Here is a 24,521-nt window from a genome sequence, read left to right as displayed (position 1 = left end):
GATCAGGCATGGCACAGAAACTCCAGCGCGAACCGGTCGCAATTGTCGGACTTGGGCTCAGGCTTCCAGGTGCGGACAACCTTGATGAATTCTGGGATCACCTGGCTGCAGAACGCTCGCTCATCAGGGAAGTGCCGGCTGACCGCTGGAACGCAGGCGATCTCAAGGGGGATCCCTCCAAAGGCAACAAGACCAACAGCATCTGGGGCGGTTTTGTCGAGGATGCCGACTGCTTTGATGCGGCGTTTTTCGGGATCTCTCCGAGGGAAGCCGCATGGATGGACCCGCAGCAGCGCTTTGCTCTGGAAATGGCATGGCATGCGATTGAAGACGCCGGATACCGTGCGTCCGACCTAGCGGGCAGCAACACCGGCGTTTTCATGGGGGTCTGCCATTGGGATTACGCTGAGCTGCTGGAGAAGCACCTGGCGCAGATTGACGCCTATATGCCGACAGGCATCGCCTTTTCGATCATCGCCAACCGCGTTTCGCATTTCTTCGACTTTCAAGGCCCCAGCATTACCAACGACACGGCTTGCGCTGCCTCTCTGACTTCGGTTTATGAGGCGGTTCGTGCCATCCAGGACGGCACCTGCGAGATGGCGCTGGCGGGTGGGGTCAACCTCATCTGGTCGCCTAATCATTTTGTGGCGTTTTCAAAAGCCGGAATGTTGTCGAAAGACGGGCGCGGCAAGGCCTTTGATGATGCGGCCGATGGATACGTGCGCGGGGAAGGTGGTGCAGTTGTTCTTTTGAAACCTTTGTCAAAGGCTTTGGAAGATGGCGATGCCATCCATGCGGTAATCCGCGGCATCGGTATCAATCACGGCGGGCGCACAAATTCTCTGACTGTGACCAACCCGAATGCCCAAGCGGAGTTGATCCGAAAGGTTCACCGTGAGGCGGGCGCAAGCCCGGACACGATCGATTACATCGAGGCGCACGGTCCGGGAACGCCGCTTGGAGACCCGATTGAAATTTCTGGTCTGAAACAGGCTTTCGAGACGCTTTGTGACGAAAACGACGTCGTTCTGGAAGAGCAGACCTGCGGCATCGGATCGGTCAAAACGAATATTGGCCATCTGGAAGGTGCTGCCGGGGTGGCGGGGATCGTCAAGGTTCTGGCGGCCCTGAAGCACGAGCAGATTCCGGCAAACGCTGGCTTCAACAAGCTGAACCGCCTGATTGATTTATCCGGATCGCCGTTCCGCATCCAAAGCGCTTGCACCGATTGGCCACGCAGCCATGATCATATCCGGCGGGCTTGCGTCAGTTCCTTCGGGTTTGGTGGCAGCAATGCTCATGTGCTGATGGAAGAGGCACCGGAGCAACGCTCATCCGGCGTCGTCAAAACGGCTGTGCTTCATGTCATTCCACTTTCGGCAGCATCTGAAGAAGGCCTGACGGATTATGCCGAGAGGCTTCTGGCTTTCGTTAAGCGAACGAAAGGTCGCGACGCAATCTTGGCCGATCTTGCTCATACGTTCCAAATGGCGCGCGCCCCACTGGAGATGCGCTGCGCTTTTGCCGCAAGGACGACAGAGGAGCTCGCAGATGCTTTACGCAGCTACCTGAACGGGAGTGAGCGGGCTGGATGTGTTCTGCCTGAAACTGCGAGTGCGCCGAAGTCGGGCAAGGTCTCCGAGGACGTCGCAACAGCTCTGCGGTGGGTTGCCGGCGAGGATGTTTCATGGGGTGACGGCGCCACGGCCCCGAGACGGGCGATCCACGCGCCGCTGTACCCGTTCACGCGGGAACGCCACTGGATGGATCTGTCGCTCGGCGCCAAGGATCAAAGGCCGGTCCCGCATCCGCTGTTGCATAGAAATACCTCGCTGATTGATGGATGCCGCTTTGAAACACGGTTGACCGGTGATGAGTTTGTTTTGTCCGATCACCATGTTGGAGACACGAAGGTGCTTCCTGGTGTTGCCTCTCTGGAGATGGGGCGTGCGGCGGCAAAACTGGCTGGCGGTTTACCGTCGTCAGGCTTTGCGATCACCAATGTTGTCTGGAGCAAACCCATCCAGTTGCTGGATGCACAGCCCGTTTTTGTCGAGACGTTGATTGAGCGCAAGAGTGCGCAGCGCCTCGATTTCAGTGTGAGAACGCGCGATGCGGCCGGTCCTCAGTCCGCCGCTGCAAACATGCAGGGACGCATTGAAACCGGGCAGGCGATAGAACCAGTCACTGCGGATCTGGAAGGCCTCAAGCGTCGTTGCGGCGAGAGACTTGACCCGCAGGCCTGCTATGAGCGTTTGCTGCAAAGTGGCGTCAACCACGGGCCAGCCTTTCGGGCGATGTCTCAGGTCTATCGCGGCGAGAATGAAGCCCTGGCACTGCTCAAGCTGCCGCGTCGCCTGCAGCAATCGCTTGATGCCATGCCGTTGCACCCTGTTCTTCTAGATGCCGGCATCCAGGCTTGGGTCGCCATCGACAAGGATGCGCCGAGTGGAGCGGGGGTTCCGTTTTCCTGTGGCCGGATCGAGGTTCTCGCGCCGTGCACGGTGGTCATGTGGGCCCATGTGCGCATGAGAAAAACCCAAAGCGTTGCCAGCTCTGTTCGTCATCTTGATATCGATTTATTCGACAAAGAGGGGCACCAGACTGCCGTCATCCGAGACCTCGTCCTACGTATCCTCAGCCCGGCGGAAGATACGGTTTCCACAGATGTGGCGGAGGAAAACACAGCGCTTGAGCCTGTCGATATGCCACTGGTCGTGATGGATGGCGGTTGGCATCCTGCTCCGCTTCAGATCACAGCAGGCAGGACCAAGGGCAAAATCAGACTTCTTCTGGCGGGGATGGATGCTGCTCTGGCGTCATCGCTGCGAGCACGCACCGGGTGTGTGGTTGATCTTCTGCCGGACCTGTCGGGACTGGATAATGCGAGCGCAGCGAAAGCTGTGTTTCTGGCGACCTATGACGTTGTCCGTGACACGCTGGCCTCCCGTGCGGCTCTGCCTGGGCATATACTGGTGTTTGCACCGACAAGCCTTCCGTCCTCGGTCACCGCGCCCTTGGCTGGCCTTTTTAAGACGGCAGTCATTGAAAATCCCAAGCTGTCCGGCCGTGTTGTGACGCTGGACGGTGACATGACCGTTGACCGGTTGGTTGCTATTGCAAGCTCAGAAAGCGTCGGTGGTGACAGCCTGACGGAATTGAGGTACGACGCTGGCGGTCTGCGCAGTGCCTGGTTGCCGGTTTCCGAGACTGATACGGCTGATACCGAGGCACTGACGATTGATCCCGATGGGGTCTATTGGATCACCGGAGGCCTCGGGGAACTGGGGCAGATTTTTGCGCGATGGATAATCACGCGCGGCGCACGCCGCTTGGTCTTGAGCGGACGCAGGCAAGAGGCCGATGATGCTGGCAGGGCAAGGCTTGACGCTCTTCGCAAGGACGGCGTCGAGGTTGTCTATACTGCCTGTAATGTTGCGGACCTTGCAGATGTTGACCGGGTTGTCAGGACGATCCAGGGCACGGTTGGAGATCTCAAGGGGATCATTCATGCCGCCGGTATTCTCGATGATGGATACATCCTGACACGGGATGCGGCCGATGTTGTTGATGTGCTCGCACCGAAAGTGATTGGATCCGTCCATCTGGATCAGGCAACCAGAAGCCTGCCGATTGATTTTTACATTCTATGCTCCTCCATCGCGTCGGTCTTTGGCAATGCCGGACAGGCCGGATACGCGGCGGCAAACGCCTTCATGGATGCATTTGCCGAAGAGCGCGCAGCCCTGGTTGCCCGTGGTGATCGCTTTGGTAAAACCGTAGCGATTGCCTGGCCGCTCTGGCAGGACGGTGGCATGACGGTTGACGCGTCAACCCAGGCAGCGATGAAACGCAGGTTGGGCCTGACCCCTCTGCCGACCGATGCAGGCCTTGCGGCGCTCGAGGCCATTCTCCAGGGACCCGCTTCGCCACGCAGCACCGTGCTGTATGGTGATCTCGATCGAATTGATGCGGTGCTAGCAGACTATGGCCAGACGGCTGAGCTGAATGAGCAGACCACCAACAACGCGACTATCGATAACAGCGAACCGAAGGGTGGTTTCGATGATGCGGCTCTTCTGCCCAAGACAATAGATCTTGTCCGCACCATCCTGTCCGATGTGCTTGAGTTGGAGGCCGGCCGCATCCGCTCAAATCGCAAGCTGGATGAGTACGGCCTGGATTCCATTGCAATCGTTGAAAGTACAAATCGGCTGGAAGAGGTGTTGGGGCCGCTGTCAAAGACCCTGTTTTTCGAGTTCGTGGATCTGGACGGGGTCGGAAACCATCTGGTGGCTGAGCACCGGGCAGCACTTGAGGCGCTGTTTGCCGATGATCTCGCTGCGATAAAGGCCACCAACGCTACAGAGGCCGCATTGCAGGACCTGTCGGCCCCAAGGGCGATTGCTGCAGAGGCTGCATCTGTTGACTTCGTGGCATCTGCTCCTGAAAAAGGCGTCCAGTCTGACAAGGCGCCAACAGGCGATGAAAGAGCGCTGCACGACATCGCAATCGTTGGCCTGTCGTTGCATGTTTCAAATGCCGATAGCCAGGACGCTTTCTGGACAATGTTGTCTGAGGGAATCGATGGGTTTGAGCCGGTTCCTGCTGAGCGTTGGAACAATGGCGCGTTGCTGCATGGTGAGCGCGACATACTGGGCAAGACCGTGGTCAAGACCGGTGCGTTCTTGCCGGACATCGACAAGTTCGATCCCCGCTACTTCAGAATTTCCCAGGCCGAAGCAGAGTTGATGTCTCCGGAAGTTCGTCTGTTTCTGCAGGCGAGCGTCGAAGCGTTTGAGGATGCTGGCTACTCACGAGAAACCATGGCCCGGAAGCTCTCCGGAGATGTCGCCGTGATCGTCGGGTCCATGACCAACGAATACGATCTGTATGGCTTCCAGAACATGCTGATGCGGGGATCCCTCGCAAGTGGCAGCTACACCGGCACCGTGCCGAATATGGTGTCCTACTATTATGGCTTCACCGGCCCGTCGTATTTTCTCGACACCATGTGCTCGGCCTCTTCGACCTGTGTGCATGAAGCGGTGCATATGTTGCGCGCCGGACGCTGCAAGATGGCGCTTGCAGGCGGCGTCAGTCTGCTCCTGCACCCGCAAAAACTGATTGCAACCTCGCAGGAGCATTTCACCACCAAGTCGGCAGACGTCATTCGCGGCTATGGGCTTGGTGCAGAGGGCACGATCCTGGGTGAGGGCGTCGGTGCTTTGGTGCTGAAACCTCTTGTGGATGCGCAGCGCGATGGCGACCATATCTACGGGGTCATCACGGGCTCTGGCATCAGCAATGCCGGTGTCCGAAACGGCTTCACCGTTCCCAGCCCCAACCAGCAGGCGGTCGCCATCGAGCAGGCGCTGGATGACGCGGGTATTAGCCCGGCGACCATCGGCTATATCGAGGGGCATGGCTCGGGCACAGCGCTTGGAGATCCAATCGAGATCAAGGCTCTCACGCAGGTCTTTCGCAAACACACTGACGCGGTGCAGACGTGTCCGATCGGAACGGTCAAAAGCAATGTAGCCCACCTTTTGGGGGCTTCGGGGCTGGCTGGAATCGTCAAGGTTCTGTCGCAGCTGAAGCACAAGCAGCTGGCGCCATCACTTCATGCCGAAACACTCAACCCGGATATTCCGTTTGCGGCGTCGCCGTTCTATGTCCAGCGTGATCTTGCTCCCTGGCAAAGGCTGAGTGGCGAAGACGGACAAGAGCTGCCGTTGCGGGCCGGTGTAACGTCCATCGGTGCGGGTGGCATGAACTCCCACATCATCATTGAGGAAGCAGCTGAGCCGCTCGGCAGACTGATGACTGAGGGTTCTGAGCTGCTGGTATTCTCAGCGCTAGGAGCCAATCAGCTTCGGGCCGTTCTGACGCGCTTTTGCGCCTATCTTCAGGACAATTCCGACGCAGCGCTCGCCGATATTGCCTTTACACTTCAGGTGGGCAGGAACGAACTTACCAGCCGTTTGGCTCTTGTTGCTGACAGTCGGCTCGAAGCGCTTGATGCGATCAAAGCGTTTTTGGGTGGGGAGCCGGCTGCCGGTTTTCTGCAGTATACGGCGTCGATCCTGGATTGTGATCCGCCAAGCGATGTGCAGCAGATTCAGGCCGCTTGCGTTGCGCGAGATCTGAAAAAGGTTGCTGCTGCCTGGTCCGCCGGGGCTTCTATCGATTGGGACCTGCTGAGAAGCGGTCGCGATGTCAGACGCATATCGCTGCCAGCTTATCCGTTTGAAAAAATCCGCTGTTGGTATCAGGAAGAGCCGGACGTGCCCTCAGTCGTCAATCCGCTGGGCGCCCGGTCGAAACTCCATCCGTTTATCGGGCTCAATTGTTCCGACGCGACAGGGCTCCGCTACAAGACGACGCTGCATCTGAAGGAATTGCGTGACTATGTTTTTGCCATCGCCGGAAAGGACACGGTCATTGCAACGGTCGCTGTCGACATTATCGCAGCCGCGGCGCAAATCTCGGGCGTAGCGTCACATCCTGGCATCTCCAGTCTGGAGATCCTGCAGGCACCGGTGTGGCAGGACGTCAAAGACCTGGAACTGGAGGTGAAACCGGGCTCGGATCGCAGCGCGGTAACGGTCTCCGTTGTGACCCACACAGGTCAGTGCAGCCCTTGGCTCAGCGCACTTGTTGCTGACGTGGCGAGTGCCGGTGACCGGTCAATAGACATTTCCGGTCTGCGCAAAGCCGCCCTTCGTGTGCAGGAGACTGCCGAGGTTTATGCTAATTTCCAAAAGAGGCGCGTGAATTTCGGCCCGTATCTGGAAAGCATCCAGCAGATCTGGCATCTGCCAGATGGCGCTCATCTGTGTCATCTGCGCGAGGACCAGCCGCAGCAAGACTTTTTCAAGAGGCAGACGCACCTTCCCGCCCCAGCGCTTGGGGCTGCCTTGCAAGTGCTGCAGATCGTGACTGGCGACAATGCGGATATCGATGCCATTGAGACAATTGAGCTTCGGGGCTCCGACGTTTCCTATATCCTTTGCCAGAAAAGAGCCGACGGCGGATTTGACCTAGCGTTTTGTGAGGCAGATGGTTCTGTTTCAGCCAGCATGTCCGGCGTCACTCTGAGATCGCGCGCAGGCGCTGAGCAGTCTCCGCCCCGGAAAGACAAAAGTGCGGTGTCCTCTCCCGGCGCGTCTTCTGAAGTCTTGCACTCCAAGCTGCGGGAGATGGCGGCAGCCATCTTGAAGTTCACGCCCGCGGATCTGGGCGCGCGCGAAGCGTTCCATGATCTCGGCTTCGACTCCATTTCGCTGACAGGTTATGCCAATGACATCAGCGAAGCCTTTGGTATCGATCTCTCACCGGCTGTGTTCTTCGAGTACGAACACATCGAAGCACTGGCTGAGCATCTTGTCACGCGTCATGGGGTGATGTCAGCCCAGACAGAAAAGACGGTTACGCCGGTTGAGACCAAGGCCAGCAGCGCCTTTGACGACGTCAAGATATCCGGCGGCGGAGCCCAGGGCGATCATCCGCTGCCTTCCGAGAGCCGGGACGCGGAACCGGACGCCCGCATTGCCATCATCGGCATGGCAGGGCGGTTTCCGGGAAGCCCGGATGTTGAGACCTATTTCGACAACCTTCTGGCGGGTCAGGACCTGACATCCGGCATTCCGTTGGCGCGGTATTCGCCTTCTTATGCGGAGCGCTTCCGGAAGCTGGATTTCTCGGGGAAGGGGGGCTTCCTCGAGGATATTGACCGTTTTGACGCTGGCTTTTTCAAAATCTCGCCGGTCGAGGCTGAACGTCTGGATCCGCAACAGCGACTGCTGCTGGAAACCTCATGGCGGGCGCTCGAGAATGCTGGCTACACGCCTGAAGAGCTTCCCCGTCAGACAGGCGTCTTCGTCGGGATCACATCGCTGGATTATGCAGATGTCTGGCGCTCGGAAGGGCTGGAGACCGATGGATATCTGGCGACGGGCAATTCACTGGCAATGGCCGCAAATCGGCTGTCGCATCAGTTCAATCTCAACGGGCCAAGCCAGGCAATTGATACGGCGTGTTCCAGTTCTCTGATTGCCTTGTTGCGCGCCCGCGATGCGCTGCGCATGGGCCAATGCTCTGCGGCGATTGTGGGTGGGGTCAATCTATGCCTGTCGCTGGAAGGTTTTGAAGGGCCGCACAAGGCAGGAATGCTGTCTCCAACGGGGCATTGCCACACTTTTGGAGCTGCGGCTGACGGATATACACGCGGCGAAGGTGTCGCGGCATTGCTGCTCAAGCCTCTCGCAGAAGCGGAACGTGACGGTGATCGTATTCTTGGCGTTCTCGCCGGGGGGGCTGAAAATCACGGTGGGCGTTCCGGCGCATTGACGGCTCCGAATGCCAAGGTTCAGGCACGTCTGATCGTTGAGGCCATGGCGGGTCTTGATCCCGCATCCATTTCTTATATCGAAGCTCATGGCACTGGAACGGAGCTAGGGGATCCGGTCGAAATCAACGGGCTGCGGTCTGCATTCGCGCAGTTGAGTGTCGCAGACCAGCATGCCTCATTGCAGATCGGCCTTGGGTCGGTGAAATCCAATATCGGCCATCTGGAAGCTGTTGCTGGACTGGCTGGCGTGATCAAGGTCCTGATGGCGATGGACCGGGGTCTGTTACCCGCAACGCTCTTCAGTGAGCCCCTCAATCCGCATATCGACCTGGACGGCACTCCGTTCAAGGTCCTGACACGTCAGCAGGTCTGGGAACCGCAGGCAAGCGGAGCGCCGCGACGCGCGGGTGTAAGCAGCTTCGGATTTGGCGGGGCGAATGCTCATGTCGTGCTCGAAAGCTATGACAAGCCATCAGGCCATGTTCGTTCGCCGCTTGCCCGGCATGAATTTGCAAACACCAGGTTCTGGATTCCAGGTGTCGAGCCACAGGAAGCGGCATCAAGTCGCTGCGAAGATCAACGTGCTTTGCTTTTTTCGACGGATTGGAAAAAGGCTGCAGGCAGCGGTACGCCATTTACCGGGCGACGCATTGCAATTGGCTGCGGGATCCGCATTGCCGTAGGCCGAAACGCGTCCGTCCGCAGCCTGTCGCTGGTGGATGGAGACATTGCCACGCAATACGCCGGTGCGGCCAGCCAACTGCTCGAGATGCTGCGCGTGCAGATGACAGCGATGGATGACGAAGCGGTGTTGATCCAGCTTGCCGTGCCTGCAGACGGTGAGGGCGCCGTTTTCGGCGGATTGGGCGCCATGTTGCGCACGGCAATGGTGGAAGATCCGAGGGTTGTCGCTCAGGTCATTGAGACGCCTGTCACAACAACGCCCGAAGCCGTGGCAGACTGGCTTGAGGAAAATGCCCAGCACGCAGGTGTCACGCATATCAGGTATGAAAACGGTGGCTGCTACATCAGGCAGTGGCAGGAGCTGAACGGGCCGGAAAGCCGCTTTAACTGGAACGACGGCGGCGTGTATCTGGTGACTGGCGGCATGGGCGGTCTGGGAAGGCTGGTTGCCGAAGACATCGCCAGGACGGCCATCAACCCGGTTCTGGTCTTGACCGGATCGAAGCCGCTTGATGAGGAACGGTCAGCGTTTCTGGAGCGTCTGAGGGAGCTTGGCGCCGTTGCCGGATATCGGCAGGCAAACGTTGCCGATTTTGCGGCTGTTGATCGGTTGGTTCGACATATCCTTGAAGTTCATGGCCACTTGAATGGTGTCGTCCATTGCAGTGGCGTCCTGAGAGACGGCTATATTGCGACCAAGTCCAGCGAAGATCTGAAAGCCGTTCTGGCACCGAAAAGTTACGGCGCGCTCGCTTTGCGCGATGCCTGCGCGGCTTTGGATCTCGACGTTTTTGTTCTCTTCTCGTCGCTGGCCTCGCCCTTCGGGAATGTGGGGCAAGCTGACTACGCAGCTGCAAACGGCTTTCTCGACGCCCTTGCTGCGACGTCCAATGGCAAGATCACGTCGATAAACTGGCCGTTATGGCTGGATGGTGGCATGGCGGTCGATGTGACGACCAAAGAAGCCTTGTTCCGCCGGATGGGCCAGCGGCCGCTTGAAACGGCAGCCGGACTTGAAGCCCTGCATCGCTGCCTGGCGTCCGGCAAGTCCCAGGTTGCAGTGGTTGCGGGAGCACACAGCAGCATCAAGACATTCTTTGCGGCTGCAGCGACTGACGCAGGGCTGGGTGGAAGTCACACAGCTTCTGAAGTCGCATCCAGCACAGCTCTGGATCCGGCCTTGCTTTCGGCAACAAGGTCCAGCTTGCGCAAGCTTTTCGCCAAGGTCAGCGGTGTGAGCGAACAAGCGATCGACCCTGATGCCTTGCTGGAAGACTATGGCATCGACTCTCTCATGATTACCCGGCTCAATACGGAGCTTGCTGGCCTGTTTGAGGCCTTGCCGAAGACGCTGTTCTTCCGGTTTCGCACTCTCGCGGCCATCAGCGTCTATCTGGTGGGCGAGCAAACCCAGGCCTGCAGAAGCTGGACCGGTTTTTCCGGCTCCATGCCCAGCGCCATGTCCGGGCCTTCCCATAAGATTGGCTCCCAACGGTCCAATTCTGTAGGTGCAGCGGATGCCGCAAAACAGGAGATACGCCCGGCAAGTCAGGACGAGCCAATTGCAATCATCGGATTGAGCGGCACCTATCCTGATGCTCCCGACCTCACCGCATTCTGGCGCAATCTTGAGACCGGCCGGGATTCCGTGCGTGAAATCCCGGCGGACCGATGGGAGATAGAAGGGTTCTTCGAGCCAGACCAGGACGAAGCGGCAGCCGGTGCGAAGAGCTATTCGAAATGGGGTGCGTTTTTGGAAGGTTTTGCGGATTTCGATCCGGCCTTCTTCAAGATCTCACCGCGTGAGGCCGCTGCGATGGATCCACAGGAACGCCTGTTCCTGATGAGCGCCTGGCAGGCGCTGGAAGACGGCGGATACACGCGGGATCGCCTGAAGGCGGTTGCTGGCACCAGCCATGGCAGTGCTGAGGTCGGTGTTTTTGCCGGTGTCACCAAAACCGGCTATGCGCTGCATGGGCCGTTCAGGACCGATGGCGGAGCCGTTATCCGTCCGTCAACATCCTTTTCCGGCCTGGCCAATCGGGTCTCGCAATTCCTTGACCTGTCCGGCCCCAGCCTTCCCGTTGACACGATGTGTTCGTCGTCCTTGACGGCTATCCATGAAGCTTGCAGCGCGCTGCGGTCTGGCAGTTGCGCGATCGCCATTGCTGGCGGGGTCAACCTCTACCTGCATCCCTCCAACTACGTCGAGCTGAGTGCAGCGCATATGCTCAGCCCGTCCGGCCGCTGCCACAGTTTCGGCAGTGAGGCGGATGGCTTTGTCCCTGGCGAGGGCGTCGGATGTGTCGTTCTGAAACCGCTTTCGAAAGCGGTCGCCGATGGTGACCGCATTCATGCGGTCATCCGGGGGAGTGCCGTCAATCATGGCGGTCGAACAAATGGCTTCACAGTGCCCAACCCGCAAGCGCAGCGGAATGTCATTCGTAAAGCTCTGGATCAGGCCGGGCTTCAGGCCTCGGATATTGGCTATATCGAGGCTCATGGGACAGGGACTGAACTTGGGGATCCGATTGAAGTTGACGGTCTGACGCAGGCCTTTGCTCTTGATACCGATGCGAGCGGCTTCTGTGTGCTGGGATCTGTCAAATCCAACATTGGCCATCTGGAGGCCGCAGCCGGTATTGCCGGGGTGACCAAGGCCATTTTACAACTGAAGAGAAGGCGCTTTGTCCCGAGCCTTCATGCGCAGCAGATCAATCCGAATATCGATCTGGAAAAATCACCGTTTGTGCTATGCCGCGAGACGCGAAGCTGGGAAACGGTCGCTTCGAGGATCGCCGGGATCTCGTCTTTCGGCGCAGGCGGTGCCAACGCCCATGTGATCATCGAGGAATGGTTGGACGCCGGATCCGGTACCCATGAGGAAGCTGATGGGGGCGGGCCCCATGCAATCATCTTGTCGGGGCGTACCCCGGAAAAATTGAGGGAACAGGCAGAGCAGCTTTTGGCATATCTGCACGCGACAGCAGACGGCCAAGTCTCCGACAAGCTGCCAGACCTTGCTCAAGTTTCGGACAGTCTTTGTGCCGAACTTGGTCGGCTTCTTAATGTCCATTCTCGGGACATCGATCCGGAAGACACCTTCGATGCTCTCGGCCTCGACGTCGCTCATGCCTATCAGCTGGTGCGCTGGCTGAAGGAAACCTTCGGCCTTCACAGATCGATTGCAGATATCGAGATGGCCGGGTCGGTTGAAAGACTGTCGCAGTCCATCGCTTCGACACCTTGCGAAAGCCTTGCCGTTGGAGCGAGCCCCAGACTTCAGGATATTGCTTATACGTTGCAAGTTGGACGCGAGGACATGGACGCGCGCCTTGGGCTGCTTGTTCGCGATGGGGCCGAACTTGTCGAAACGCTTGCAAGCTGGCTGGCGGGCAGTGAACCCGAACCCCCTGTCTTCGTTGGCGAGGCTCAAGGTCAGAAAGCCAAGCTTTCTGCCCTTGGTGCGGATGATGTTATTGAGGAAGTCATCAGCAGAGCTTGGGATAGCGGGCGCTATGAAACGGTTCTGCGGTTGTGGGTCGAAGGATTGACTGTTCCGTGGTTGGCGCTTCGCAAATCGACGCCCGCGCGGATTATCTCGCTGCCAACCTATCCATTTGATCGGACAAGATTCTGGATACCAGAACAGCAACGGGCGTCACGTCACACTCAAACCCAGCCAACAAGCTTTTCTGAGCTGCGCCGGGAGGTTGAGGCGGGGGCAGGCGATACGGTTCTCAGAGATGAGCAGGACGCACTGGATATCGCAATTGCCGGCGTGTTGTACGCTATGCTGCCAAGTCTGTCGGTACGGGACATCGCACCAGCCTACAGGCGCTGGTTTGAATCTGTGAAGCCATTGGTGGCCTCCAGAGCACATCAGCTGAAGGCTTCTGACGGCGATGCCTGGGCGCACTGGGAAAAACAGAAAGCCGAAGGACGCTCGAGTGCCCAAATGCAGCTTGCGGAAGCTGCCTTACGCGCTTTGCCGGATATTCTGACCGGCCAGACGAAAGCCACTGAGGTTCTGTTTCCGGATGGCCGTCAGTCATTGGTTGAGGCAGTCTATAAGGAAAATGCGGTCGCAGCCCGGTTCAGCAGAGCCGCAGCCAATGTGGCTGCGCAGGCCGTGAAAGCTGTAACGGCCTCTCAAGCCAAGCTGCGCATTCTTGAAATCGGCGCCGGGACCGGTGGGACAACAGAACCGGTTCTGGACGCTTTAATACCGTTCGCGAACAGGATTGGCGAATACCTCTATACTGATCTTTCAAGAGCCTTCCTCATTCATGCGGAGCGGTCTTATGCGGATCGTATTCCTGGGCTCAAGACGGCACTTCTCAACGTTGAAAAGCCAATAGCAGACCAGAAAATTGCAGCTGGAAGCTATGATCTGGTGATTGCAGCAAATGTCTTGCATGCAACGGCGGACATCCGAGACACGCTGGAAAATGTGCGTCAGATGATGGTCCCCGGTGGCGTTCTACTGCTGAACGAAACCAGCAAGGCGACATTTTTCACCCATGTGACCTTTGGGCTGCTGGAGGGCTGGTGGCGTTTTACCGATCCGGAGCGCCGGATTTCGGGCACCCCCTCTCTTGATACTGAAAACTGGCGCAAGGCGCTGGGCGAGACCGGCTTCGACTGGATTGCTGCCTCGTCGGCTGAGGAACAGGATCTTGGTCAGCAAATCATCGTTGCGCGGGCTGACACGGCAACGCCACACGATCCGCAGGAAACACTTCGGAGCGTCGGGCAAAGTCGATCCGAGTCAATGCCTGCCTCTGTCGCTGCTCTTGTTGCTCCCACTGGGGTCGTGAGCAGCGCCATCAGCACCAAGCCTGCAGGGGTGCCTCGGTTGCGCGCTGTCTTGCGGCAGGCGCTTGCCGATACGCTGAACGTTGCTGCTTCGTTGATCGATGAAAAGCGCAGTTTCGCAGATTATGGTCTGGACTCGATCCTCGGTGCGGAATTTGTGCACCGCTTGCGCAAGGTGCTTGGCATCGATCTGGACCAGACAGTGCTTTATGATTTCACCAATGCACAACGGCTTGAGGCCCATCTGCGAGACGATCATTCCATTATTGTTGGGGAGGAGATCGTGGATCGGCCTGCGGTCGCCACTCCAGAGCCAAGGTCAACGACCGCGCCAGTGATGGCACAAGGCGAGCACGAGGCAATTGCGATTGTCGGCGCGAGTGGCCGGTTTGCGAAGTCGGAAACGATTGATGAGCTGTGGCAACACCTGATTTCAGGGCGAGATCTTGTCGAGCCGGTCAGCCGTTTCGACCTGACGCGCTTCTACAAGGATCAGGAAGAGGGCAGCTATGGCCGACATGGCAGCTTCCTGGCCGGCATTGATCAGTTTGATCCTGTCTTCTTCGGCATTTCGGGCACTGAAGCAACCTATATGGACCCGCAACAACGGCTGTTTCTGGAGGAGGCCTGGAGCACGCTGGAAAATGCCGGGCACGCCGGAGAGGACATTATCGGCAGCCGCTGCGGTGTCTTTGTTGGCTGTGCGCATGGCGATTATCAGGACCTGTTCACAGAACAACCGCCGGGTCAGGCTTTCTGGGGCAATACAACCTCTCTGATCCCTGCACGCATTTCCTATTGGCTGGATCTGAAGGGGCCTGCGGTTGCGGTCGATACGGCTTGTTCCAGTTCGCTTGTCGCTCTGCACATGGCTTGCCAGAGCATCCGGAACGGCGAATGCGACATGGCCTTGGCAGGCGGTGTGTTTGTTCAATGTTCGTCGCGTTTCTTCCGCTATGCGAATGCGGCACAAATGCTGTCGCCTTCAGGTCGCTGTGCCGCCTTTGGTAAGGGCGCTGATGGAATTGTGCCGGGCGAAGCTGTCGGCGCGGTCTTGCTGCGCCCGCTGTCGGACGCTCTCTCCGACGGCGATACGATCCTTGGTGTGATTGCTGCCTCGGGCACCAATCAGGACGGGACGACAAATGGTATCACCGCGCCGAGTGCCTTGTCCCAGGAACGGCTGATCCGTCAGGTCTATGAGCAGGCGGGCATCGATGCTTCTTCGATTGGCTTTGTTGAGGCGCATGGAACCGGAACGGTTCTGGGGGATCCGATTGAGCATGCAGCCCTGCTGCGCGCATTCTCCGACGCAGAACCCGATGGCGGGAAGATCCATCTGGGATCTGTGAAGTCAAACATTGGGCACGCGACAACCGCGGCCGGCATAGTCGGGCTCGCCAAGGTGCTTTGGAGCCTGAAGCAGGGCAGTATTCCACCAACCCTGCATTTCGCCGGGGGAAATTCTGCCATCGATTTCAACAAGGGGCCGTTCACAGTCAATGAGCAGCCCGTTGCTTGGTCAAAGGTCACTGGAACGAAGCGCCGCGCTGCCATCAGCTCTTTTGGCTTCAGCGGAACCAATGCGCATGTGGTGATCGAAGATGGCCCTGAAGAAGCCTCTATCTCCGAACCCGCTTCCGGTCAGCTGTTCGTCCTGTCGGCCAGAACGGAAGACCAGCTCGGCCACCAGGCCAAACGCCTGAACCTGCACCTGGAACGGCATTCGAACCTTCTGCCTGAAGATGTTGCCTTTACCCTGATTGCCGGGCGTCGGCATCTCGCGCATCGGCTGGCGGTCGTTGCCCGTGATCTGCAGGAGCTGCAGTTCAAGCTGAAAAGCTGGATGTCCGGTCAAGCAACAGAAGACCTCGAAACCGGACATGTGATCAATGGCGGCTCCGCGTCGACGGAAACAACAGAGCCAGCCGGGATCGCGACAGGGTCTGGTGAAACGGCTCGGGCGTTGGTTCTGGCGAGACTTGCCAAGGCTTATGTCGCGGGCGGCCAGCCTGTTCCGGGCGACCTGTTCGTGTCACCTCGTAAAAGAGTGCCGTTGCCGTCTTATCCCTTTGCTCGCAAGAGCTATTGGGTGGGCGAGGCGCCTCCTGCCGCAACGCGGTCTGACACCGCCCTCGTACAAGCCGTTTCAGATGACACTCCGGCATCAACAGATGCTGCCGCATCTGGCGAGCGCCAATGCGCGACGATGCCGAAGAGGGTTTCACTTAAACGGCCAGCAGCGATGGCTGCAGCGGTTGGAGCGCGTGATGTTGTCCGCTCCCAGAAAGTGAATCTTGCTCCGCTGAAGCCACATTCTGCCTTGGCGCAGGCGTCAAACTACAGGCTTGATCTGAAATCGGACGAGGATGGCGTCCGTGTCTTGCAACTTCAGCGCGGCGGAAGCCGTTCACTTGTCAGCAGTCTGACAGCGGAATTCGCTTCAGCAAGCGGGAGTGAAACCGTCCGGGCTTTTGTCCTCTCGCTCGACCTCCACCCGCTGACCGAACTGTCCGCCCTGCAAAGCGGCGATCTGGCGCCCCTCAAACAATGCGCAGTCCCCGTTGTTCTCTCGTTGAACGGAGAGGTAACCGAGGCGGTCGCCGCACTCGCAACTCAGGCTGATTTTGTGGTGTTTTCTGACGCTAACGGCAGAGGCCCTGACCTGTTGGCCGGGGCGATCTGCGTTCTTCCAGAAAAGGTTGAGGCCAAAGCGCTCGAAATCGGTCGGCAGATAGCAGCGGCACCACATCTCTCGCTTACGCTTTTGAAACACCACATGCGGCACGAACTGCCTCCGCTGTTGAAGGGACCCAAGCCTGCAGTTTGGGACCTGAACTTTGCTGACAACGCTGATGCGTCTTCCATGGGAGCTGCTCGTAAGGTGCCGCTGGCCACCAAGGTCATGGAGCTTTCGCTGCTGGAGGATGGTGTTGCCTGTTTGACCATGAACGAGCGGGACGGGTGCAACATGTTCACGCCAGCCTTCATGGATGGGTTGGAAGAGGCTTTTGCGAAGATTGGCGAGCTTTCTGATGCCAAGGTCGTGGTTCTGACCGGACATGCGTCCTATTTCGCCTGCGGAGGCACAGCCGACGGGCTGGCGGAGCTGCAGCGCGGAGAAGGAAAGTTCACAGACCGGTGCATCTATTCATTGCCGCTGAGCTGTCCGCTGCCGGTGATTGCAGCCATGCAGGGTCATGGGATCGGCGCTGGCTGGTCGCTGGGGATGTATTGCGATCAGGCGGTTTTCGCCTCTGAAGGCAGCTATCACAGCAATTACCTCTGGTATGGCTTCACGCCGGGTGCGGGCGCAACGATGATCTTCCCGCACCGGCTTGGCGATGCTCTCGGTCGGGAAGTCCTGTTCACCGCGCGTGAATATCGCGGCAAGGAACTGGCGCAACGCGCCACTCATCTCACTGTTTTGCCATCGCGGGACGTCCTTTCCAAAGCAATGACGGCTGCGCACAACCTTGCGCGCAAGTCGAAGGCAGAGCTTCTGGATCTGAAGGCCTCTCAGAGCCAATCCTTGCGGGACAGTCTAGATGCGGTTTTGAGCCGGGAATTCGTGATGCATCAGAAAACCCTTATTGGAAATCAAGTCGTGAATGAACGCATCGCCGAAAAGTTCGGTCCGGCACCAGTGGAGGCGAGCGCAAACAGTCCAGCAGGCCAGGGGGTGAAGGCAGCCGTCATCGCTTCGCTGGCCGAAGACCTGATGATTGCTGCAGAGGATATCAACGAAGGCGGCAGCTTTCTGGAGTTGGGTCTGGATTCCATTCTTGCCGTCACCTGGATCCGCAATCTGAACAAGCAATTTCAGATCGATCTGCCAGCGACTGTTGTCTACGCGTATCCAACAGTCGGCGCGCTTGCGGATCATGTGGTGCAATTGGCTGGTGTTTCTCTGCCGGAGACCAAGCCACAGGATCCGACCTCTCCTGAACCCGTCGCCAGCCCACAAACGCAGAGGCCGACGGAAACACCCGTTCAGCCTCGTGCGCTGAAAAGCAAAGTCATTGCGTCCCTGGCAACGGATCTGATGATTGATGTTTCTGATATTGGCGAGGGTGACAGCTTTCTGGACTTGGGTCTCGATTCCATCCTGGCGGTCACCTGGATCCGTAACCTGAACCGGGCGTTTGATATCAGCCTGCCGGCGACGGCCGTTTACGCCTATCCAACGGTTGGCGCATTGGTCGAACACATGACAGAGCTGTGCGAAGCTTCAGGATGGCTGGCGGAGGCCAGCGTTCCTCACGAGGATGAGGCCGAAGCCCTGTCTATTGAGGAGCCTGAAACGCGGGTTCCAATGCCTGTCTTGGCAATCGCCGAGGCGCGTATGAAGCCTGTACAAACGGCAAACGAACCGATTGCCATCATCGGGTCTGCTGGTCAGTTTCCGAAGGCAAATACGCTTGCCGAATACTGGAGCAATATTCGCTCTGGCAGGGATTGCATCGAGGAAGTGCCTGCATCGCGATGGAAGATCGAGGATCACTATGATCCCGATCCGCAAGCGCCGGGCAAAACCTATTGCAAGTGGATGGGGGCGCTTGAGGCGGCTGGCGCCTTTGATGCGCGGTTCTTCAACATCACACCGCGCGAAGCCGAGCTGATGGATCCGCAACAGAGGCTGTTTCTGGAAACAGCCTGGCATACGATTGAAGATGCCGGACTTGATCCCTCACAGCTCGCAGGGAGCCGTTGTGGTGTCTATGTTTCATCCGGCCCGAGCGGCTATCAGGATCTAGTCGAAGAACGCAATACCTACAGCCTTCTGGGCAATTCCGGTTCAATTCTTGCGTCCCGGATTTCCTATCTGCTGGATTTACGGGGCCCGAGCCTGTCCATCGATACGGCGTGCTCCAGTTCTCTCGTTGCTCTGGCGCAAGCCTGCGAAAGCCTGATCAACCACACATGTGACATGGCTCTGGCTGGTGGCGTCTGTGTTCTGGTCGGCCCGAACATGTTCATCGACACAGCCAAGGTCAGCATGTTGTCGGCGGATGGACGCTGTTTCTCTTTCGATGAGAGAGCCAATGGTTTCGTGCCCGGAGAAGGTGTTGGCGCGGTTCTGTTGAAACGATTGTCCGATGCCGAGCGCGATGGCGACCCGATCCATGCTGTCATCAGGGGGTGGGGAACCAATCAGGATGGCCGGACGAATGGCATCACGGCGCCCAATCCAAAGGCGCAAACCGCGTTGCTGAAAGGTGTCTACGATCGGTTCGAGATCGATCCTGCCAGCATCGGCCTAATCGAATGTCATGGCACGGGCACACCACTCGGTGACCCGATAGAAGTAGAAGGCCTGACCGATGCCTTTGCTGATGTGCCGACCGAGACAAGCTGCGCCCTTGGATCGGTCAAGAGCAATATCGGGCATCTGCTGGCGTCCGCCGGGATCGCCGGGGTTCTGAAGGCACAGCTGGCTTTGGAGAACCGGGAAATTCCGCCGTCAATCAACCTGGAAAACCTCAACAGCCATATTCCATTCGACAAGACGCCGTTTGTCGTTAGCCGGGATCTGAAGCCGTGGGCGCAGGGGGGGCATGCTCCTCGTCGCGCTGGCGTGAGTTCGTTCGGGTTCAGTGGCACCAACGCGCATGTGGTGCTGGAGGAGTATCGAAACGCTCCCGCAGTTGCGAAAACCGCCGAGCCGTTGATGTTTGTCTTGTCTGCACGAAACAAGGACCGCCTAAGCGCCTACGCGTCCGAGATGGAGAGGTTCGTTGCCTCCAACCAGGATCTTGACCTCGCTGCGCTGGCAACCACGCTGCAGAACGGTCGGACGACTTTCAACGAACGCCTGGCTTTTGTCTTCAGAAGTCGTGACGAACTGTTGCGGAAACTGGCTGCCATCGAAGCGGATGTTGCGCTTGCAGACGTTCATCGCTCACCCGGCGAACCTGATACGGTTGCGGTTTTCGAGACGGATGAAGATGCCAGAGCTCTTGTCGAGAAGTGGCTGCACTCCGGCAGGCCAGAGCAGTTGACCAAGGCAGCAGAGCTTTGGACAAAGGGTCTGAGCATCGACTGGCCTGTCTCGAATGCACCTCGCATCCACATCCCGGCCTATCCTTTTGAGAAGACGCTGTATTGGATAGAGCCTTCTGAGAGGGCGCAAACTGCTTCAACGCCCACGCCTGACACCACTGCTCATCCGATGCTGGCGTCTCTCCCTGAAGCGGGGGAGATCGGGAACCTTGCAATTCGGTTGACTGGAAACGAGCCCTATCTCACCACGCACACCAGTGGGGAGGAGCGTCTGATCACGGCGTTGCTGTTGCCGGAGGTGGCGCGGTCCGCAATGGAGCGGCTTACCGGCACACCGATACGGTCCCTTGAACACCTGCTCTGGGGACGGCCGGTCGCAATCAATGGCAAACCACGCAACCTGCAGGTCAGCGTCATGTCTGATCCGGAAGGAATGCTGTACCGGCTGGAGATTGACGGTGCCGACGCCTCCCCCTGTCATCTGGGTTCGGTCGGGCCTTCTGTGGCGGAGGCCAACCGAAGCCGATATGAAGGCTTCTCAGGCACGCCAACTGGAGTGGATATTACCTCGACATTTGAGGCCTTTTCCGGTCATTGCGCGGTTTATTCCGGGCAACCTGTTCCTGAGGCTGCTCAGGTCGATAGGGTCTACCGCGATGGCGAAGTTTTGCTTGGGCGGCTCGCGCTGCCGCGAGGCACGGAGACAGACCGGCAGGGCATGGTGTTCGATCCCTTCGTTCTGGATGCGGTCTGGCGATTGGTGACCTTCCGGATGGCCGGATGGAGAGCTGACGCGGGAGACGAAAACGCGCTGGCTTTCCCGCTCAGTCTTGAGACACTTCAAAGTTTTGCGCCTGTCAGTCAAAATTCGCTGTTGCGGATATCGGGCGACTGCAGTGCTGATGGCGTGCGTGGTGCAAAGATTGAACTCTTCAATTCAGACGGGCTGGAATGCCTCAGGTTGGAAGGCCTTCGCTTGACCAAGCAACAGCAAATCCGGGACATCGTGTTCACCACAAGCGAAGGGGCTCAAGCATGAGCGGCACTCAGAAGACTGTCGCCATCATCGGTGGCGGACCTACCGGTATTGGTGTCGCCCGAGAATTGATCGACGGTGGCATTTCGGTCAAACTCTTCGAGGCTGAAGCTGACTTTGGTGGTGTCTGGAACGCTGAGGCAGCCTGCGGCCGCGCTTATAAGTCCCTGCATCTGATATCGCCAAAGTTCAACACACAGGTCCCCGACTTTCCGATGCCGGAGGCGTATCCGCCCTATCCCAACCATCGGCAGATGCTGGCCTACATCCGATCTTACGCAAAAGCTTTCGGGCTTTATGAGCGGACGCATTTCAACTCGAAAGTTGAAGATCTGAAACCTGAAGGGGATGGATGGCGCCTCCGGACCAGCCAGGGGCATGATGCGTTCTATCCCATGGTCATCGTGTGCAACGGCCTGCAGCGGGTGCCACGCTTTCCCGAACCGGGCTGCCCGGGGCAGTTTGCGGGCAAGGTGATGCATGCAAACGACTACAAGTCAGCCGAACAGCTTGAAGGTCAGAGGGTCCTCGTCGTGGGTGGCGGAAATTCTGGCTGCGACATCGCTGTCGATGCGATCCGCACCGCGGAAACCGTCCTGCACAGCACACGGCGCGGTTATTACTATCAGCCGAAGTTCATCGATGGAAAACCCACACCGCAATGGATGATGGAGCTTGGTAACAAGTTCGACAGCAAGGAAGAAACGCTTGCCTATATCACCGAGGTTTTCCGGCTGGCGGGATACGATGGCGCGGACTACGGCCTGCCGCGTCCGGATTATCCGCTGGATGGTGCCCATCCGGTGATGAACTCACTGCTGCTCTATCACATCGGTCATGGCGACATCACGCCCAAGCCCGATATCGAGCGCTTCGATGGGAACACTGTTCACTTCACAGACGGCAGTTCGGAAGGCGTGGATACGATCCTCTACGCGACCGGATACCGGCGCGATTTTCCATTCCTCGACAAGCAGGCTCTTGAGTGGAAAGGCGACATTCCCGACCTCTTCCTGCACTCAACGCCGCGCAACCTCGATAACATCCTCTTCATGGGGTTTATCAACGCTGCCGGTGGCTTGGGCGATGGCTTGAAGACACAGGGCCTTTTCGTCCTGAACTATGCGAGGGCCTATTTTGGCAAAACGTCGGGGCTGAAGCGTTTTCTGGCAGCCAAAAAGTCCGATACGCCGGATCTTGGCCAAACCTACTTCATCGACTCCTACCGGCACCAGTGGGAGGCGGATCTGTGGAAGTTGCTCAGCCATATGCGCCGATATCGGGACATGCTGGCTGAGGGAATGCCTGCGAAAGAAGAGGAACCGGCCGAATGACCTCGGGAGGCCCCAGCGACCTGCGCGCCCGCATGGCAAGACTTCTCGACAAGGAACTGATGGAGAGAGCCGGTGCTCGCCTGTCGGCGGACGTACGGAACAAGCCGGACCCAGACAATCACCGTGAGACCATGACCGAATTTCCTATTGCGGAGCGGCTTGCTCAAGACGTCTGGAAAATCACCGCTGCGGCCCTCCGTCTGCCTCAAGACCAGCTGGATCCGCAGGAAAACCTTGCCAATCTCGGTATCGACTCCATCGCCATCACCGAAGTGATGGTTCAGATTTCCAGGCATCTGTCACTTTCCGTTGCCCCGACAATCTTCTTTGAAGCCAAGAACATAGATGACTTGAGCGAGATCCTGTTTGGGCGTCATGGCGGGGCGATTACAGCGCATTATGAAGCTCTGGACGCGTCAACTGCCAAGACGCAAGTGTTGAGCGAAGGCATCGAGGCACCGGCGAGCCTGGAGACCGCGCCGGCGACACAGCCCGCGGTCACCTCCGATCCGGAAACCGCCTGGCTGTCAAGGCATCAGCGCGCTGCGCAGCAATCCAGAAAGGTTGCAGCGCAAGGCACAAAAGATCCCGCTCACATGGCTGAGGTTTCAGCGGTCACAAGCGGATTGCTCCAACAAGCACCGGATGTGCCGACGGCAGCCCCCATCGCCATTCTTTCCATGGAAGGGATGTTCCCCAAGAGCCCGGATCTGAAGTCGTTTGAAGCTCATTTGGCGGCAGGCAATGATTGCATTGAAGAGATTCCGGCAGACCGCTGGGACTGGCGCGCGGTTCATGGCGATCCCAAGAAAGGCGCATTCACGGATGTGAAATACGGCGGGTTCGTTCCGCATGTCGACATGTTCGATGCCGCCTTCTTCAACATCTCTCCGCGTGAAGCCGAGTTGATGGATCCGCAGCACCGGCTCTTCATGGAGTGCGTCTGGCATCTGGTTGAAAAAGGCGGATATGCGCCCGGCTCGCTTTCGGGCAGGAAGGTCGGCCTTTTCGTTGGCCTGAACCTTCTTGATTATACCAACATGGTCAACCAGGCCGGGATCATGGAAGCGCAGCAACTGACCGGTATCGGTCATGCTTTCTGCCCCAACCGGCTGTCGTTCCTGCTGGATATTCATGGCCCGAGCGAGGTGATTGATACTGCCTGCTCCAGCTCCCTTGTGGCGATCCATCGTGCGGTGATGAGCATCCGGCATGAAGGCTGCGAGATGGCGATTGCCGGAGGCTCCAACCTGATGTTGTCGCCCAAGCAGCACATCATGTTCTCCAAGGTCGGGATGATTACGCCTGAGGGCCGCTGCAAGACGTTCTCCAAAGATGCGGATGGCTACGCCCGTGCTGATGGCGTGGGCGCTGTGCTGCTCAAACGGCTTGATCTGGCCGAACGGGACGGAGATCCGATCCTAGGGGTGATCACCGGATCTGCCGAACATCATGGCGGTGGCGCAACGTCCCTGACGGCGCCCAACCCCAGGGCGCAGGCCCGCCTGATTGTTGATGCGCACCGGCAGGCCGGAGGCGATCCACGCACGATTGGGTTGATCGAATGTCATGGCACCGGAACGCCTCTGGGGGACCCGGTTGAAATTGAAGGCCTGAAGCTCGCCTTTGAAGAGCTTTACCAAGACCACAAGCTGGATCAGCCAGCAGAGCCTCTGATAGGCCTCGGCTCAGTGAAATCCAATATTGGTCACGCGGAAACAGCCGCCGGCGTTGCGGGCCTGATCAAGGTGCTGCTTTCCCTGAAAGCTGCGACCCGCTTCCAAACGCTGCATTGCGCAGATCCCAATCCGCTTCTGGATCTGGATGAGAGCCCTTTTCATTTGCTGCAGGCAGCAACTGCCTGGCCGCAGCCCGTCGTGGATGGCATCGAACAGCCGCGCCGTGCAGGCTTAAGCTCTTTTGGGGCAGGTGGCACCAATGTGCATCTGGTCGTTGAAGAGTATCGGCAGGCTGGAACGAACCGGCCATCGCCTGGGCCAACGCCAATGGTCGTGCCAGTGTCTGCCAAGTCGGATGCCGCCCTTCAGGAAACCATTGCCCTCTTGCTGGAAGCTGTGCGGGCGGAACACCTGCCAAACATAGCTTGTACCTTGCAGATTGGCCGGGATGCCATGCGGGTTCGCGTGGCCTTCGTCGCGGAGACCACTGCAGAACTGGTTGCGAAGATGCAGGCGTTTCTGGCAGGAGACCAGAAGATTGCCTCTCAGGGCCAAGCTCCTGCTGGACGGCGCGAAAAGCGCGATGCACTTGATCCCACAGGAAGCTCAGC

Annotated in this window: 3 protein-coding genes (1 of these 3 only partly in view); all 3 read left to right on the top strand. The window is 58.4% G+C overall.

Going from position 1 to position 24,521, the window contains the following annotated elements; all coding sequences use genetic code 11:
- Positions 1-8 precede the first annotated feature (8 nt).
- Tightly spaced (each overlapping or abutting the next), the 3 genes in view from J0X15_RS03520 to J0X15_RS03510 form a layout consistent with a single transcriptional unit that may run on beyond the window.
- Entirely contained in the window at positions 9-20,900 is a 20,892-nt protein-coding gene (locus J0X15_RS03520; protein WP_206938220.1) for an SDR family NAD(P)-dependent oxidoreductase, read from the top strand.
- Positions 20,897-22,231 carry a flavin-containing monooxygenase gene (locus J0X15_RS03515; protein ID WP_206938219.1) on the top strand — a complete coding sequence of 445 codons (1,335 nt, stop codon included), beginning with the start codon at positions 20,897-20,899 and terminating at the stop codon, positions 22,229-22,231. Before J0X15_RS03520 ends, J0X15_RS03515 begins: the two co-directional genes overlap by 4 nt.
- Positions 22,228-24,521: the start of a non-ribosomal peptide synthetase gene (locus tag J0X15_RS03510; protein ID WP_206938218.1), read on the top strand. Its footprint extends 18,385 nt past the window's final position; the window shows 2,294 of its 20,679 coding nt (coding positions 1-2,294); the start codon lies at positions 22,228-22,230; its stop codon lies beyond the right edge, outside the window. The genes J0X15_RS03515 and J0X15_RS03510 overlap by 4 nt, the downstream gene beginning before the upstream one ends.

Source organism: Roseibium limicola (genome assembly GCF_017313085.1).
Classification (GTDB): domain Bacteria; phylum Pseudomonadota; class Alphaproteobacteria; order Rhizobiales; family Stappiaceae; genus Roseibium; species Roseibium limicola.
Note: the sequence above shows the minus strand (reverse complement) of the source record. Positions and strands in the feature narration are given on the sequence as shown.